General features: G+C 54.1%; 17 protein-coding genes. 13 read left to right on the forward strand and 4 right to left on the reverse strand.

Annotation, left to right across the window (positions count from 1 at the left end):
- Positions 1–46 precede the first annotated feature (46 nt).
- The 4 genes from B880_RS0114670 to B880_RS0114685 all read left to right on the forward strand — a co-directional run bounded on the left by B880_RS0114670 (position 47) and on the right by B880_RS0114685 (position 2,778).
- Complete coding sequence (locus B880_RS0114670; protein WP_017348190.1) at positions 47–880, forward strand: oxidoreductase; 834 nt, start codon at positions 47–49, stop codon at positions 878–880.
- Between the two features lie 205 nt (positions 881–1,085).
- Positions 1,086–1,352, forward strand: a complete 267-nt coding sequence (locus B880_RS0114675; protein ID WP_017348191.1) for a hypothetical protein — start codon at positions 1,086–1,088, stop codon at positions 1,350–1,352.
- 3 nt (positions 1,353–1,355) lie between these two features.
- A complete protein-coding gene (locus tag B880_RS0114680; protein WP_017348192.1) occupies positions 1,356–1,559 on the forward strand; it encodes a hypothetical protein in 204 nt (67 codons plus the stop codon).
- Positions 1,560–1,680: 121 nt separating this feature from the next.
- Positions 1,681–2,778 carry an alkene reductase gene (locus B880_RS0114685; RefSeq protein WP_017348193.1) on the forward strand — a complete coding sequence of 366 codons (1,098 nt, stop codon included), beginning with the start codon at positions 1,681–1,683 and terminating at the stop codon, positions 2,776–2,778.
- A 34-nt stretch (positions 2,779–2,812) separates the two neighbouring features.
- Here B880_RS0114685 and B880_RS0114690 read toward each other — a convergent pair whose 3' ends face one another.
- Complete coding sequence (locus B880_RS0114690) at positions 2,813–3,457, reverse strand: RipA family octameric membrane protein (protein WP_017348194.1); 645 nt, start codon at positions 3,455–3,457, stop codon at positions 2,813–2,815.
- A 76-nt stretch (positions 3,458–3,533) separates the two neighbouring features.
- Positions 3,534–4,031, reverse strand: coding sequence for a GNAT family N-acetyltransferase (locus B880_RS0114695; RefSeq protein WP_017348195.1), 498 nt, complete (start codon positions 4,029–4,031; stop codon positions 3,534–3,536).
- 63 nt (positions 4,032–4,094) lie between these two features.
- Here B880_RS0114695 and B880_RS0114700 point away from each other — a divergent pair, with 63 nt between their 5' ends.
- The 3 genes from B880_RS0114700 (at position 4,095) to B880_RS0114710 (ending at position 6,994) form a co-directional block, all read left to right on the forward strand.
- On the forward strand, positions 4,095–4,673 hold the full coding sequence (locus tag B880_RS0114700; protein ID WP_017348196.1) for an XRE family transcriptional regulator: 579 nt from the start codon (positions 4,095–4,097) through the stop codon (positions 4,671–4,673).
- Between the two features lie 159 nt (positions 4,674–4,832).
- Positions 4,833–6,161, forward strand: a complete 1,329-nt coding sequence (locus B880_RS0114705) for an NTP/NDP exchange transporter (RefSeq protein ID WP_017348197.1) — start codon at positions 4,833–4,835, stop codon at positions 6,159–6,161.
- A complete protein-coding gene (locus B880_RS0114710) occupies positions 6,158–6,994 on the forward strand; it encodes an aldo/keto reductase (protein WP_017348198.1) in 837 nt (278 codons plus the stop codon). The genes B880_RS0114705 and B880_RS0114710 overlap by 4 nt, the downstream gene beginning before the upstream one ends.
- On the opposite strand, the gene B880_RS0114715 is transcribed toward B880_RS0114710, so the two are convergent.
- A complete protein-coding gene (locus tag B880_RS0114715) occupies positions 6,991–7,620 on the reverse strand; it encodes a hypothetical protein (RefSeq protein WP_017348199.1) in 630 nt (209 codons plus the stop codon). The genes B880_RS0114710 and B880_RS0114715 overlap by 4 nt on opposite strands.
- 1 nt (position 7,621) lies before the next feature.
- Entirely contained in the window at positions 7,622–7,954 is a 333-nt protein-coding gene (locus B880_RS0114720; RefSeq protein WP_017348200.1) for a PadR family transcriptional regulator, read from the reverse strand.
- Positions 7,955–8,121: 167 nt separating this feature from the next.
- On the opposite strand from B880_RS0114720, the gene B880_RS25660 reads away from it, so the two are divergent.
- The 6 genes from B880_RS25660 (at position 8,122) to B880_RS0114750 (ending at position 13,250) form a co-directional block, all read left to right on the forward strand.
- Positions 8,122–8,703, forward strand: coding sequence for a cupin domain-containing protein (locus B880_RS25660; protein WP_017348201.1), 582 nt, complete (start codon positions 8,122–8,124; stop codon positions 8,701–8,703).
- A gap of 17 nt (positions 8,704–8,720) precedes the next feature.
- The gene (locus B880_RS0114730; protein ID WP_017348202.1) at positions 8,721–9,014 is read left to right on the forward strand and encodes a putative quinol monooxygenase; all 294 of its coding nucleotides are present in this window, start codon (positions 8,721–8,723) and stop codon (positions 9,012–9,014) included.
- A gap of 18 nt (positions 9,015–9,032) precedes the next feature.
- The gene (locus B880_RS0114735; RefSeq protein ID WP_017348203.1) at positions 9,033–9,590 is read left to right on the forward strand and encodes a YbhB/YbcL family Raf kinase inhibitor-like protein; all 558 of its coding nucleotides are present in this window, start codon (positions 9,033–9,035) and stop codon (positions 9,588–9,590) included.
- A gap of 3 nt (positions 9,591–9,593) precedes the next feature.
- Complete coding sequence (locus B880_RS0114740) at positions 9,594–9,779, forward strand: tautomerase family protein (protein WP_017348204.1); 186 nt, start codon at positions 9,594–9,596, stop codon at positions 9,777–9,779.
- 14 nt (positions 9,780–9,793) lie between these two features.
- Positions 9,794–10,543: a bifunctional NADP-dependent 3-hydroxy acid dehydrogenase/3-hydroxypropionate dehydrogenase YdfG gene (ydfG, locus tag B880_RS0114745; protein ID WP_017348205.1), complete on the forward strand. Its 750-nt coding sequence runs from the start codon at positions 9,794–9,796 to the stop codon at positions 10,541–10,543.
- A gap of 307 nt (positions 10,544–10,850) precedes the next feature.
- A complete protein-coding gene (locus B880_RS0114750; protein ID WP_036646074.1) occupies positions 10,851–13,250 on the forward strand; it encodes a membrane-bound PQQ-dependent dehydrogenase, glucose/quinate/shikimate family in 2,400 nt (799 codons plus the stop codon).
- Positions 13,251–13,321: the final 71 nt, after the last annotated feature.

Consider the following 13,321-nt stretch of genomic DNA (forward strand, 5'->3'; position numbering starts at 1 on the left):
GGGCAAGAATATCATGCACTACCTGCTTACTCATGGAGTGCTATCAATGTCTCATCTTAAAACGATATTCATCACTGGAGTCTCCAGTGGTTTTGGCCGCGCGCTGGCGCAGGTGGCGTTAGCCGGTGGCTATAGGGTGATTGGTACCGTGCGCAACGCCGCGGCAAAAACGACGTTTGAGGCTTTGCATGCGAAAAATGCGTTTGCCTGTGAACTGGATATCACCCATTTTTCCGCTATCGATGCGGTTATTGCGGAGGTTGAAAGTCGCATTGGCCCGATTGATGTGCTGGTCAATAATGCCGGATACGGTCATGAGGGGGTGATGGAAGAGTCCTCACTGGACGAAATGCGCCGCCAGTTTGATGTGAACGTCTTTGGTGCCGTGGCGATGATCAAAGCGGTGTTGCCCTTTATGCGCCAGCGGCGTCGAGGGCACATCATCAATATCACCTCCATGGGCGGCTTCATCACGCTGCCTGGTATCAGCTATTACTGTGGCAGTAAGTTTGCCCTGGAAGGGATATCAGAAACATTAAGCCAGGAGCTGGCCCCGTTTAATATCGCGGTGACGGCGGTAGCTCCGGGGTCGTTTCGCACCGACTGGGCAGGCCGTTCGATGGTGCGCAGTGCGCGGAGCATCCCTGATTATGACGCCTTATTTGATCCCATTCGTCAGGCGCGCGAGGAAAAAAGTGGCAAACAATTGGGCGATCCGGTGAAAGCCGCCCAGGTGATGTTGGCGTTGATGGAAAACCCAAATCCACCCGCACATTTATTATTAGGTAGTGATGCGTTGAGTCTGGTACGCCAAAAGCTGACAGCATTAAATCAGCAGATAGACGCGTGGGAAGGTGTCAGCCGATCTACCGATGGCTAACGCTAAATATAAAGCCCGCTTTGACGCGAAGCGGGCTTATTTTCCCTACAAATACAGGGGGTAAAAATTACCTGCTATTTTGCTGTAAAATATTAACGCCTTTCTGGCATAAAACGGGTTTTTTATTCCAGATATAAGATTTGTATTTCTTACAGGCGTATTGATAGGATAACGCACCCACAAATATTTTATTAAGGACAGTAAAATGCAGGGTTTGGTGGCTTATAAAACGCCGTTAGTGGTGGCAGGGATGGGGGCGCTGTTCTCCTTTTCGCTGCCCAGCACGGCCTCACTGCTTTCACCGCGTTTTTTATCCCTCTATGTGATGGTGATTCTGGCGGGGGCGCTGGCCGGTATTATTGCAAGGTTACGTGATAATCGAGCGGAGAAACAGACCCTGGCAGTGATAACCACGCTGGCTGTTATTTGCTTTCCGGTCATAAAGTTTTACTTCTCATCTCACCCGAGGTAACGGATGTTTAAGCCCTCTCATCGTACCATCACGGTTATTTTCATTCTGGTTATGGCGCTTCAGGTTGCTAATGCGGTGAATTTGACAGTGAACGACTTTATCCGTCATGAACCGGTAAAAACCAGTAATCTTTTGACTGCCTGGTTATCTTTGGTTTATTTTCCCGCCCTCTATTTCTACGATAGAAAAGGTCGCCGCAAAGGCTGATAAGCACCGACTGAATTAACCAGATGTGCGGTTTTTTAGGCTGCGCATCGAATGTCTATTACTCGCTTAATGGCCATCGCTACTTTGGCTCTCAAACCCATTGTTCACAGCGAGTATCACTATGGCAACGCAAAAACTTCTGCAACCTCTCGAACTCGGCGCTCTGCACCTGAAAAACCGTGTCGTGATGGCCCCGATGACGCGCGCCCGCACCGCGCAGCCAGGCAATGTGCCGACCGCGCTGATGGCCGAGTATTATGCGCAACGGGCCAGCGCTGGGCTGATCGTCACGGAAGCCACGCAAATTGCGCCCGAAGCACAGGGTTACTCCTGGACGCCGGGTATCCACTCGGCGCAGCAAATCGCCGGTTGGAAACAGGTGACGGAGGCGGTACATGCGGCCAACGGCGCGATTTTTTGCCAACTGTGGCACGTGGGGCGGATGTCACACCCCAGTTTTCATGCGGATGGCAAACCGTTGGCACCTTCTGCCATTCCGTTTGATGGTCAGGTGTGGATTGTCAATGCTGCCGGGCAGGGGGAGATGATTGATTGCCCGGTGCCACGCGAGATGACGCAGCAGGATATCCAGCGCGCAATTGCGCAATATCGCCAGGCTGCGCTCAATGCGGTTGAAGCGGGGTTTGACGGGATTGAAGTCCACGGCGGCAATGGCTATCTGGTGGATCAGTTCCTGCGCCGCACGTCTAATCACCGTACTGACCAATACGGCGGCCCGCTGGAAAACCGCATTCGTTTTGCGCAGGAACTGTTGACGGCCATCAGCGCGGCCATTGGTCCAGAACGCACCGGTATCCGCCTGGCACCGTTTATTACGCAGCGAGGGATGAATGATCCAGAGGCGATTGATGCCATTCTGGCACTGGCGAAGTGGTGCAGCGGGCAGGGGATTGGCTATATCCACCTGGCCGAAGCGGACTGGGATGATGCCCCCACGGTGCCAGAACCCTTCCGTCACCAGTTACGTGAAGCCTTCAACGGACGTTTAATTGTCGCCGGGAATTACACTCAGGAGAAAGCGGAGCGCTATCTGGCGGCGGGATTAGTGGATTTGGTGGCTTTTGGTCGGCCTTTTGTTTCCAATCCTGATTTACCTGCGCGGCTGTCACATCATTTGCCGCTGGCACCCATAGCCGATATGTCTACGCTGTTTGGCGGCGACGGCAAAGGCTATACCGATTACCCTAACGCCGGGTAGGAGAAATTCCCCGCAGGCATGCGGGGAAGTGGATTTATTCGGCCTGAGCGCGGGAAGATTTTAACAGCTGAATATCCAGAATCACGTACACCATGGTGGTGATAAACAGTGAAATCACGCTGCCGATCACTCCGCTGGTGGTGAAGGTGAAATAGTTGTACATCACCACCCAGGTGACACAAATAAACAGCGCCAGGGCAATATTAATGGCGGAGAGTGAATAATCGGTGGTGGTAGCACCCCGTTGCAGCGTCTGGTTGTACATCTCTCCGCCACTGTATTTTTCCAGCACCCCTAACGTACGTTCCCAGTTGCTTTTGCGGCGAGCGCAGCCACGGGCAAAAAAGACGAACAATACCGACACAAAGAAACCGGAGAATGAGAGCAGAACGGGAACCGCTTCCAGGGCGATCTCAATGGTTTTGCGATCGCCGGGTTTGGGTGACAGGTTCAACGTGAGTGAAGCGCCGAGTAAAATATATAGAAACAGAAACAGCACAATAAAGGTCAGGCTGGTTTTCCATTCACGATCGGTTTCAGACCGCTGTTGTTGATAAGCATTATTCAGCGCGTGGCGCAGACGTTCACCTTGTTCAGAGTGCGGATCAACCTCTGCTGTGGGTTGTGCAAAAAAGCGCTGAATAAAACCCGCATCTTCCTGTTCTACGTTAATTTTCACCTGATTCCCTGCCGTTTCAATATCGAAGTCGCCATTGTAGCGAGCAGGGGGAGATAATCCAGTTACGCGGGTGACTTTATTCGCCCAGTTTCAACTGCATAAAGGTCAGATCCAGCCAGCGGCCAAACTTGGTGCCGACTTCACGCAGGGTGCCGCTCTCAGTGAAACCCAGTTTTTGATGCAAGATGATCGACCCGGTATTGCCCGATTCGATGCCCGCAACCATCACGTGCTTGCCTTGTTCTCTGGCTGAGGCGATCAGCTGCTGCATCAGTCGTTTGCCTACCCCCTGGCCCTGCGCATCGGGGTGTACATAGACCGAATGCTCAACCGTAAAACGGTAGCCATCCCAGGGCCGCCAGTCGCCATAGGTGGCGTAACCCATCACCTGGTCCCGCTCGTCAGTGGCCACCCACAGGGGATAGCCCGTGGCCTGGCGATCTTTCATCCATTGAACACGGTTAGCCACATCGACGGGGGTATCATTCCAGATCGCAGTGGTATGCAGCACCGCATGGTTATAAATAGGGGTAATAACGACTGCGTCGGATTCACGGGCCTGCCTGATTAACATCGTGGACACCTCACTGACCATTCACTATAGTGGATAAAAGTTTTACTATGGTAGTTATCCACTATGTTAGATGAGTTGTCCAGTAAAGAAGATGATATTAACGTACGCATCGGCCAGCGCGTGCGTATTGAGCGTGAGCAGCGTAGCTGGTCACTGACCGATCTGGCGCAGCACTCCGGCGTTTCACGCGCGATGATCCACAAAGTCGAGCGGGGTGAAAGCAGCCCAACGGCGGTATTACTCTCACGTCTTGCCGGTGCGTTCGATATGAGTATGTCGCAGCTGATTGCGCAAAGTGAAATGCAAAATGGGACTTTGCTTAAACACCAGCAGCAACCCGTATGGAAAGATCCGCAAACCGGTTATGTGCGTCGTCATGTCTCGCCAGGCAACATCCCGCTGGATGTGGTGAATGTGGATCTTCCTGCGCGAACAGAGATCGCGATGCCTGCCATCTCGTATTTTTCCCGCCGTCAGCTCATTTGGGTGCTGGAAGGGACGCTGTGGTTTAAAGAGGGGACAGTGACGCATGAACTGCACTGTGGTGACTGCCTGGAACTGGGCGATCCTATGGACTGCGTGTTTATTAATCCGTCCGATACCGCATGTCGCTATGCGGTCATGGTACTGAAAAATCACTGACAGGTTCGCTTACAAGGAAATACTACTTTAAATTCATAGAGATAAGTTCTCCGCATCTTCAAAACTGCGCTAATCAATTGACAGCACTGGCTCACATACCTAGATTGTATAGGTATAAGTGAGACAGTGAGTCTGCCTTTTGATTACACAGGAGTGAAGATGTTCCCATCCGCCGTCGCCCCCAACGCCGCTAAAAATCCAGCGCAAAAAACCCGGTTTGCTGGTGTCCGTCCTGAAGAGGTGCGGGCGCTGCTCTGGAGCGTGCTGTATATTTTTTGCCTACTCTGCTGTTACTACGTGCTGCGCCCGGTGCGCGATACATTAGGGATCGATGGTGGAGTTCGCAATTTACAGTGGCTGTTTAGCGCGACGCTGGTTGCCATGTTATGTCTGAATCTGCCTTTTGCTGCTTTATCCCGTAATCTGCCACGCCAGCGCTTTATTCCGTTGGTGTATCGTTTTTTCCTGCTCCATCTGCTGATTTTCGCCGCGCTAATGTACTGGCTACCCGCGTCACAGCGCGTATGGGTAGGGCGGATCTTTTTTGTCTGGGTCTCGGTGTTTAACCTGTATGTGGTGTCCGTATTCTGGTCACTGGTCTCCGATCTGTTCTCGCGTGAAAGGGCCACTCGCCTGTTCGGGCTGATTGCCGCAGGGGCGACGCTGGGGGCGATTGGGGGTTCTGCACTGGCGACACTGTTGGCTCATCATCTCAGCACCAGCGGATTGTTGCTGATCGCCGCAGTGTTGCTGGAAGTGGCGGTGTTTTGTGCCGGTCGCCTGTGCCGGATCACCCATCTGGCACAGCAAGAAGCGCAAGAGGTGCAACGACCGTTGGGGGGCAGCATCTGGTCAGGTATCCTGGCGATTTTTCGATCCACCTACCTGTTGAATATCTGCCTCTACATGCTGCTCTATTCCATCACTTCGACGCTGCTCTATTTTCGTCAGGCGGAGTTAGTTCAGCAGTGGTTTCAGTTGGATAGCCAACGCACCACCTTCTTTGCCGCCACCGATCTGGTGGTTAATCTGCTTACGCTGTTTTCGCAGATTTTTCTCACCAGCCGTCTGCTGCAACGCTATGGCACACCGCTAGTGCTGGGATTATTGCCGCTGTTCTCCCTGTTGGGATTTCTTTCACTCTCTCTGTGGCCGGTGATGGCCTCGGTGATTGCCTTTTCCGTACTGCGTCGCGCGGGCAACTTTGCTTTTGCTCGTCCGGCACGTGAAGTGCTGTTTACCGTGCTTGGCCGCGAAGACAAGTACAAAGCGAAGAACGTTATTGATACTGCCGTGTACCGCGCAGGCGATCAGGTGGGTGCCTGGAGTTGGACACTCTCCGGTTCACTGGGGTTACCCGCCGCAACGCTGATGTGGCTCGCGCTCCCGGTTTCGCTGGTCTGGCTGGCAAACAGCCAGTGGCTGGGACGGCGTCAGCAGCGGCTTGAAGCCAACACTATTCACCCGAAAACACGAGAAATTGCATGAACACAGTCAACATCACGGGCCAGGCGCTGCCTGCCATTGGTATGGGAAGCTGGCATTTAGGCCAGGGACGGCACACCGAACAGGAAGAGATCACGGCGTTACGTACCGGCTTAGACGTTGGGATGAAGCTGATCGACACGGCGGAAATGTATGGCCGTGGAAAATCCGAAACGCTGATTGGTAAGGCCATTACCGGACTGCGCGACAAGGTGTACCTGGTGTCGAAAGTGTATCCCTGGAATGCCAATCGTTTGATGATGGAGCGGGCATGTAATGCGAGCCTGAAGCGCTTGCAGACCGACACGCTGGATCTCTACCTGCTGCACTGGCGCTTCGGCAGTATCTTGTCTGAAGCCGTGGAAGGATTTGAAAAACTGAAACAGCAGGGAAAAATTCGCGCCTGGGGCGTTTCCAACTTTGACGTCAGCGATATGCAGGATCTGTTTGCCGTGGAAAACGGTGAGCGCTGTGCGGTGAATCAGGTTTTTTACAACCCGGCCAGCCGCGGGATCGAGTTCGATTTGATGCCATGGGCAGCGCAGCACAAGGTGGCGCTGATGGGCTACTCACCTCTGGGTGGGGAAGGCGCGTCACTGCTCCGCCATCCGCTGATTACTCAACTGGCGGCCAAATATCACACCGGTCCCTCTTCTGTTTTGCTGGCGTGGGTGATTCGCCATAACAACATTTTGACCATCCCTGAGTCCGGGGAGGCAGCGCACATCCGCGAAAATGCGCAGGCACTGGCGTTAACGCTGGAAAGTGGTGATTTGCAAGCTATGGACGTGGCGTTCCCACCCCCTACGCAGAAAGTGCCACTGGAAACCCGTTAAGGCATCATCTGACGCCACAGCAGACACATCCTGCGGCTGTGATGCCGCAGGTGCAGCATCCGCAATGCCATCATGGCTACGACGGTGACATCAAACAGCGCCCACAGTGGCGATCCACCCGAAAAATGGGTGAGGTTCCATACCAGGCCTAAAATCATCACAAAACAGGTGGTCTGGCAGGCGATCATCGGAGTACATAACCAGTGATAAAGCTGTGCGCCGCTGAGTTGGTTACGTTGGATAAGCAACAGTCCTGACCAGGCGACCGCGCCGCTTAAACAGGCAGCGATGGCCCCGGCTCCACCCTGGCGACCGGCAAAGCAGCTGAACACCGCGACGATCATCACGACCATCACCGCCATATTCAGCAGCAGGGTGTGACGTAATTTGCGGGTGATTAGCACGGTAGAAAACTCTGCTGCCAGTAACAGCGGTGAACCAAAGCGTTGCGTCGCGTTTAACGCAGCGCTGTCAGGATGTTGATCGCTGCATTCGATCGCTTCCATGAAGTGATCGCCGACTTCCGAACACACTTCTGCGGCATAGCGCGGCGCGAAGCTCAGCGCCTGGCGCAGTTGTAACAGGTAATCGCGGGCAGCGGGGGGATAATCGTGGAAATCGGACATCTCAAGGCCTCTGCAACAGTGCTCCGATGGCACCGCTATAATTGTCCCATGCCTGGCGCTGTTTCAGGAGCTCAGTGGTGCCTTCACGCGTCAACTGGTAGACGCGGCGTTTGCGCTTTGACGGTGCGATTTCCCATTCAGCGGCAATCAGACCCCGCTGTTCCATACGGTGAAGTAACGGATAAACCGTACCTTCCTGAAAGGCCAGGACACCGTTAGTGATCTGATGGATCAACTCAATCAGCGCATAGCCATGACGCGGGCCGCGTTCCAGCGCAGCCAGAATGACCATTTCAATGTGGCTCTTAAGATTGTCGTCGGCACTGCTTCTCATGTTTCTGGCTCACTCATCCACTAAGTTACAAACCTTCGTACTATAGCATCTTGACTTCATGATGTTTCATACTTAGTTTATCTAGGCATTGATTATCTAAGTATGTAGCGTGCTACGCAATACCTGTTTGCAGGTGCTGGGCACTCATGGGTCAAGGAGGCAGAGTAATGCTAACCCGACGTCATTTTTTACAGATCTCAACCCTGACTACGCTGACTTTACCCGCCTGGCGTAGTTGGGGAGCCAATGCCGCAGGGCCATCCCCGTTTGAGCTGGCAGAACAATGGTATGCCCAGCCAGCAGATTGGGTGCCTAACCATCCGGGTTTGCCCGTCGTCCACTTTCGCCGCGCGCTGCCAGATGACCCGTTAAAAGCCAAACTGCAACGCAGCGGCTGGCGCATGCAGTGGCAGGGACAACCCTTTGCCAAACCCTATTTCCACAGTCAGGCGCATGTGCTGCACGTGGTCACCGCAGGAACGGGCGTGATGCAAACCGGTGGCGAGAAGGGAAAACAGGTTCAGCTCCGTCAGGGGGACCTGCTGTTCCTCCCCGCCGGGACGGGCCAACAGTTGCTGAGCGCCGACCCGCGGTTTCAGACCCAGGCCTGGTATCCAGAAAAACAGAGCTGGGATGTGTGTCGCAGCGCGCTCTCTGCCAGCGCACAGTGCCGCCAGAGTGCCACCAAACTCTCTGCTGCCAGTCGCAAAATGATGCAGGCCTTTGGCACCCAGTTCCTTACCACTTGATCAGGGATTTCAAGCGAATGACGCAAAAACAGAAACGTGTAGTGGCAAAGTTTGTCGCGCAGGAAGGGAAAGCTGAAGCACTGCGTGCGGCGATTCAGCGCTGCGTAGCGCCCAGCCGGGCGGAAGAAGGGAATATGCATTATGACCTGTACCAGAGTGTGGAGGAGGCCGGTGTGTTTCTGATCCATGAAACCTGGCACAGCGATGCCGCGATTTTATTCCACTTCGAACAACCGCATTTCCAGCAGTTGCTGGCGGACACCCAGCCGTTACTGGTGGGCGAGCCAGACATTCATTGTGTTGATGTATAACCAACAGGAGTTGAGAACATGAAAGTGATGCATCAGGCGATGATTGCTCTGGCAGGCGTAACACTGTGCAGCACGGCGGCACTGGCTGCCCCCTTCACACTGCATTCCACCGATTTTCATAACGCCGGTCCACTTCCTGTTTCAATGGGAGCCGGTGGTCAGTGCCCTGGCCGTAATCTCTCCCCGCAGCTGAGCTGGCAGGGTGAACCCGCAGGCACCAAAAGCTATGTGCTGTTGATTGAAGATCCGCAAGGCGTAAATGGTCTGGGAATGACGCACTTTATTGGTTATGGCATCGACGCGCAGCGCCACGCTTTCAACCGTGAAGATCTCAGCCAAAACCGGGGTTATATCGCGGGAACCAACGGTAAGCAGATCCAGGGTTACTTCGGTCCTTGCCCGCCAGCCGTGTCAGATATCCACAACTATAACTTTACCCTGATCGCCACCGACCTGGCACCCGATGCACTGGCACACGGTGAGACGCGTGAAGCGGTGATGGCGGCGTTGAAAGGTCACAATCTTGGATCGGCCGGTTTAGTCGGCCAGTTTATTCTGCCAGCAAAAGGGAAATAACCGATGCCAGAAGTTGTCGTACACATGGCCAGCGGCCGTACGCGTGAGCAAAAAGAGCAGTTAATGCAGAAACTGTACCTCGCAGTGAAAGAGAGCCTGTCAGTGGCTGATGAATATATCGTGGTTTCATTAGTTGAAACCCCAAAAGAAAATAAATCGCGCGGTGGTGTACCGTTCACCGCGCTTTGAAGCAGGGATAAAAGATGTTGGTATTGATCAGTGGTGCAACCGCCGGGTTTGGCTGGCACCTGGCATTGCGTTTTATTGCTGAAGGCCACCGGGTTATCGCGACTGGTCGTCGTCAGCAGAAGCTGGATGAGCTGCGAGCGTTGGCAGGAGAGAACCTCTATCCCTGCGTGCTGGATGTAACCGACAGTGCAGCCGTGGCGCAGTTAATGGAAAAACTGCCTGCGGAGTGGCGTGAGATCGATGTGTTGATCAACAACGCGGGTCTGGCTCTGGGTCTGGAACCGGCACAGAAGGCCAACATAGACGACTGGAACACCATGATCGACGTCAACGTGACCGGGCTGGTGCATATGACGCGGGTGATTCTGCCGGGCATGGTGGAGCGTAATCGTGGGCACGTAGTGAATCTGGGGTCTACGGCGGGGAGCTGGCCTTATGCGGGCGGCAACGTGTACGGGGCCAGTAAAGCTTTTGTACGTCAGTTCAGCCTCAACTTACGCACCGACCTGGCAGGCACTGCCGTGCGGGTGACAAACCTGGAGCCGGGTCTGGTCAGCGGAACTGAGTTTTCCAGCGTACGTTTCAAAGGCGATGAGAACAAAGTGGCGCAGACCTATGCCAATACTCAGCCGCTGACACCGGAAGATATTACTGAAGCGGTATGGTGGGTGACGCAACTGCCCGCGCACGTCAATATTAATACGCTGGAAATGATGCCGGTGTGTCAGACCTATGGCGGGCTGCGTGTGGTGAAAGCTGAATAGTGGTTTCTCACTATTTAAAGCCGTCTCCTGACCGGAGGCGGCTTTTTTTTATCAAAAAATGACCATATTTTCTTATGGTGATCTGAATTTCAGCCAAATAACGTGATAAAAGAGCGCTATCTAATTATTTAAATAGTTTATATAAATTATTCGGATTGACGCCATCGGAATGGATACCTAGATTGTAAAAGTGTGAGTGAAATGTTAACGCATTGATTCCCACATAAATATCAGGTTATTAAACGTTTCGCAATGTTGCAACGTTGCCATGTCGTTTAATCGAACACTCCATTCAAAGAGCGCTAACATGAACGAATCTGCATCTGCTGCCGCGCAGCCGTCACGCCTGAGAAGCCTCGGGTTACGGCTATTTGGCCTATTGTTATTTCTGACAGGGATTATTTTAGTGGTGCCCGGCTATAAACTCCTGACACTGCATGGCAGTGCCTGGTATGTATTAGCGGGGGCGGTCTGGGCGATTGCCGGTATATTGGTGTTTCTGCGCCGTGCGTCTGGTTTATATCTCTATACGCTGAGTTTTATTGCCACCCTGGTGTGGTCTTTATGGGAATCCGGTCTGGATGGTTGGGCGCTGGTGCCGCGCCTGGATTTACCGCTGGTGTACCTCATTTTTGCCGTCTTGCTGATGCCAAAATATCATCGCGATGGTGCAAAGGGCTATCGTCGCTATGGTATCGCTGTTCTGGTGCTGACGGTGGTGGGGTTGGTGGTTGCCGTCCCGCTGGCGCAAAAGCCGTGGCAGGTTGAGGCAAACAGCACCCCGGCGGGTCACTATTATGATGAGCAGACCACCCCCGCGGCACAGGACTGGCCGACTTATGGTGGTGGCTACGGAGCCCAGCGTTATTCAGCGCTGCAGCAAATCACACCGGCCAATGTCAGCCAGTTGAAACGCGTATGGGAGTATCATACCGGTGAAGCGCATAGCGCCAACTTCGGTAATGAACTGACGCCCATTAAAGTGGGCGATGCGATCTATGGCTGTACCATTCGCCATAAGATCTTTGCCATTGATGCGGCCACCGGTAAGCAGAAGTGGATGTTCGATCCAAAAACGCCTGCAACGTCTTCACCACCTAACTCAGCCTGTCGCGGTGTGGCGTATTATGCCGACCCGGCAGCGACTGCGGGTCAGCAGTGTGCACAGCGCATTATCGTCGGTACGTTGGATGCAAAACTGGCGGCGGTGGATGCGAATACCGGTGCCATTTGTGAAGATTTCGGCGATCACGGCTTTGTGGATCTGATGCAGGGGCTGGGCAAGTGGCCAGCAGGCATGGTCTCTGTCACCGCCGCACCAACCGTGGTACGTGGTGTTGTGGTCACGGGCCAGCAGGTGATGGATGGGCAATTGCGTTCAGCGCCTTCGGGTGTGGTGCGCGGTTATGATGCCGTTACCGGTAAGCTGCGTTTTGCCTGGGACATGGAACAGCCAGACATCACCACCACGCCACCCGAGGGGAAAACCTACACGCCGGGTACGCCAAACATGTGGTCGACCGCCGTCGCGGATGAGAAGTTAGGCCTGGTGTATCTGCCAATGGCCAACTCCGCCGGGGATTACTACAGCTCGACCCGTACCGCAGAGGAGCTTAAATACAGCTCTTCCGTGACTGCGCTGGACGTCACCACCGGTAAACCACGTTGGGTCTATCAGTTTATCCGCAACGACGTCTGGGATTATGACACCCCGGCACAGCCAAGTCTGGTGGATTTCCCGACCGATAAAGGGCTGGTGCCAGCCTTGATTCAAACCACCAAGCAGGGTGACCTGTGGGTACTGGATCGTCGTACCGGTCAGCCATTACATAAAGTGGAAGAGCAGCCAGCGCCTCAGGGCGGTGTCGAGCCTGCTGAGCGTGCGGCAACGCAAAAACGCTCGCTGTACAGCCACACGCAAAAGCCTGACCTGACTGAGCAGATGATGTGGGGGATCTCGCCGTTTGATCAGCTCGCGTGTCGTATTCAGTATCGTTCCGCTAACTATCAGGGCATTTTCACTCCACCGAGTGCGGACAAACCCTGGATTGAGTACCCTGGCAACAACGGCGGTTCCGACTGGGGCAGTATCTCGGTGGATGTGCACAACGGCGTGATCATTGAAAACTACAACGATCTGCCGAGTTATTCGAAGCTGGTGCCGCGCGCCGTTGATGATGCGTTGGGTGTCTTCTGGATGGGAGACGCGCGCTATAAAAACCCACCACCGGGCCGCAACCGTCCGCAGGCAGGCCTGCCTTACGGTCAGGATGTGAATACCGGTTGGGTGTCTAACCTTGGTGTAATTTGTAAGCAGCCGCCGTTTGGGATGATCAAAGCTATCGATCTGACCAGCGGTAAAACCCTGTGGGATCGTCCGTTAGGCACCGCTGAGCGTAATGGTCCATGGGGTCTGCACTCAATGCTGCCACTGCAGATTGGGCTGCCAAACAACGGCGGCGTGCTGACCACACGCAGTGGCGTTGCTTTCGTCGGTGCCACCACCGATGACTATCTGCGCGCTATCGACGTGAAAAGCGGTAAAACGCTGTGGAAAGATGAATTGCCAGCGGGCGGTCAGGCGACCCCAATGACCTATGAAGTGAACGGTCAGCAGTTCGTTATCATCATGGCGGGGGGGCACCACGGTATGATGACGCCGGAAGGTGACTCGGTTATCGCTTACGCATTACCGAATAAGTCATAACAAAAAGCCGCTGCTCAAATGGGCAGCGGCTTGTATTACTCTCCTGTGGGGCAATACAGCCGCCCCACATT

The organism is Pantoea sp. A4 (genome assembly GCF_000295955.2).
Taxonomy (GTDB): Bacteria; Pseudomonadota; Gammaproteobacteria; order Enterobacterales; family Enterobacteriaceae; genus Pantoea; species Pantoea multigeneris.

Coding starts and splice junctions, on each gene's coding strand:
- B880_RS0114705 (WP_017348197.1), top strand. CDS start 4,833: ATGTTCCCATCCGCCGTCGCCCCCAACGCCGCTAAAAATCCAGCGCAA.
- ydfG (WP_017348205.1), top strand. CDS start 9,794: ATGTTGGTATTGATCAGTGGTGCAACCGCCGGGTTTGGCTGGCACCTG.
- B880_RS0114675 (WP_017348191.1), top strand. CDS start 1,086: ATGCAGGGTTTGGTGGCTTATAAAACGCCGTTAGTGGTGGCAGGGATG.
- B880_RS25660 (WP_017348201.1), top strand. CDS start 8,122: ATGCTAACCCGACGTCATTTTTTACAGATCTCAACCCTGACTACGCTG.
- B880_RS0114685 (WP_017348193.1), top strand. CDS start 1,681: ATGGCAACGCAAAAACTTCTGCAACCTCTCGAACTCGGCGCTCTGCAC.
- B880_RS0114730 (WP_017348202.1), top strand. CDS start 8,721: ATGACGCAAAAACAGAAACGTGTAGTGGCAAAGTTTGTCGCGCAGGAA.
- B880_RS0114670 (WP_017348190.1), top strand. CDS start 47: ATGTCTCATCTTAAAACGATATTCATCACTGGAGTCTCCAGTGGTTTT.
- B880_RS0114735 (WP_017348203.1), top strand. CDS start 9,033: ATGAAAGTGATGCATCAGGCGATGATTGCTCTGGCAGGCGTAACACTG.
- B880_RS0114700 (WP_017348196.1), top strand. CDS start 4,095: ATGTTAGATGAGTTGTCCAGTAAAGAAGATGATATTAACGTACGCATC.
- B880_RS0114720 (WP_017348200.1), bottom strand. CDS start 7,954: ATGAGAAGCAGTGCCGACGACAATCTTAAGAGCCACATTGAAATGGTC.
- B880_RS0114695 (WP_017348195.1), bottom strand. CDS start 4,031: ATGTTAATCAGGCAGGCCCGTGAATCCGACGCAGTCGTTATTACCCCT.
- B880_RS0114740 (WP_017348204.1), top strand. CDS start 9,594: ATGCCAGAAGTTGTCGTACACATGGCCAGCGGCCGTACGCGTGAGCAA.
- B880_RS0114680 (WP_017348192.1), top strand. CDS start 1,356: ATGTTTAAGCCCTCTCATCGTACCATCACGGTTATTTTCATTCTGGTT.
- B880_RS0114750 (WP_036646074.1), top strand. CDS start 10,851: ATGAACGAATCTGCATCTGCTGCCGCGCAGCCGTCACGCCTGAGAAGC.
- B880_RS0114710 (WP_017348198.1), top strand. CDS start 6,158: ATGAACACAGTCAACATCACGGGCCAGGCGCTGCCTGCCATTGGTATG.
- B880_RS0114715 (WP_017348199.1), bottom strand. CDS start 7,620: ATGTCCGATTTCCACGATTATCCCCCCGCTGCCCGCGATTACCTGTTA.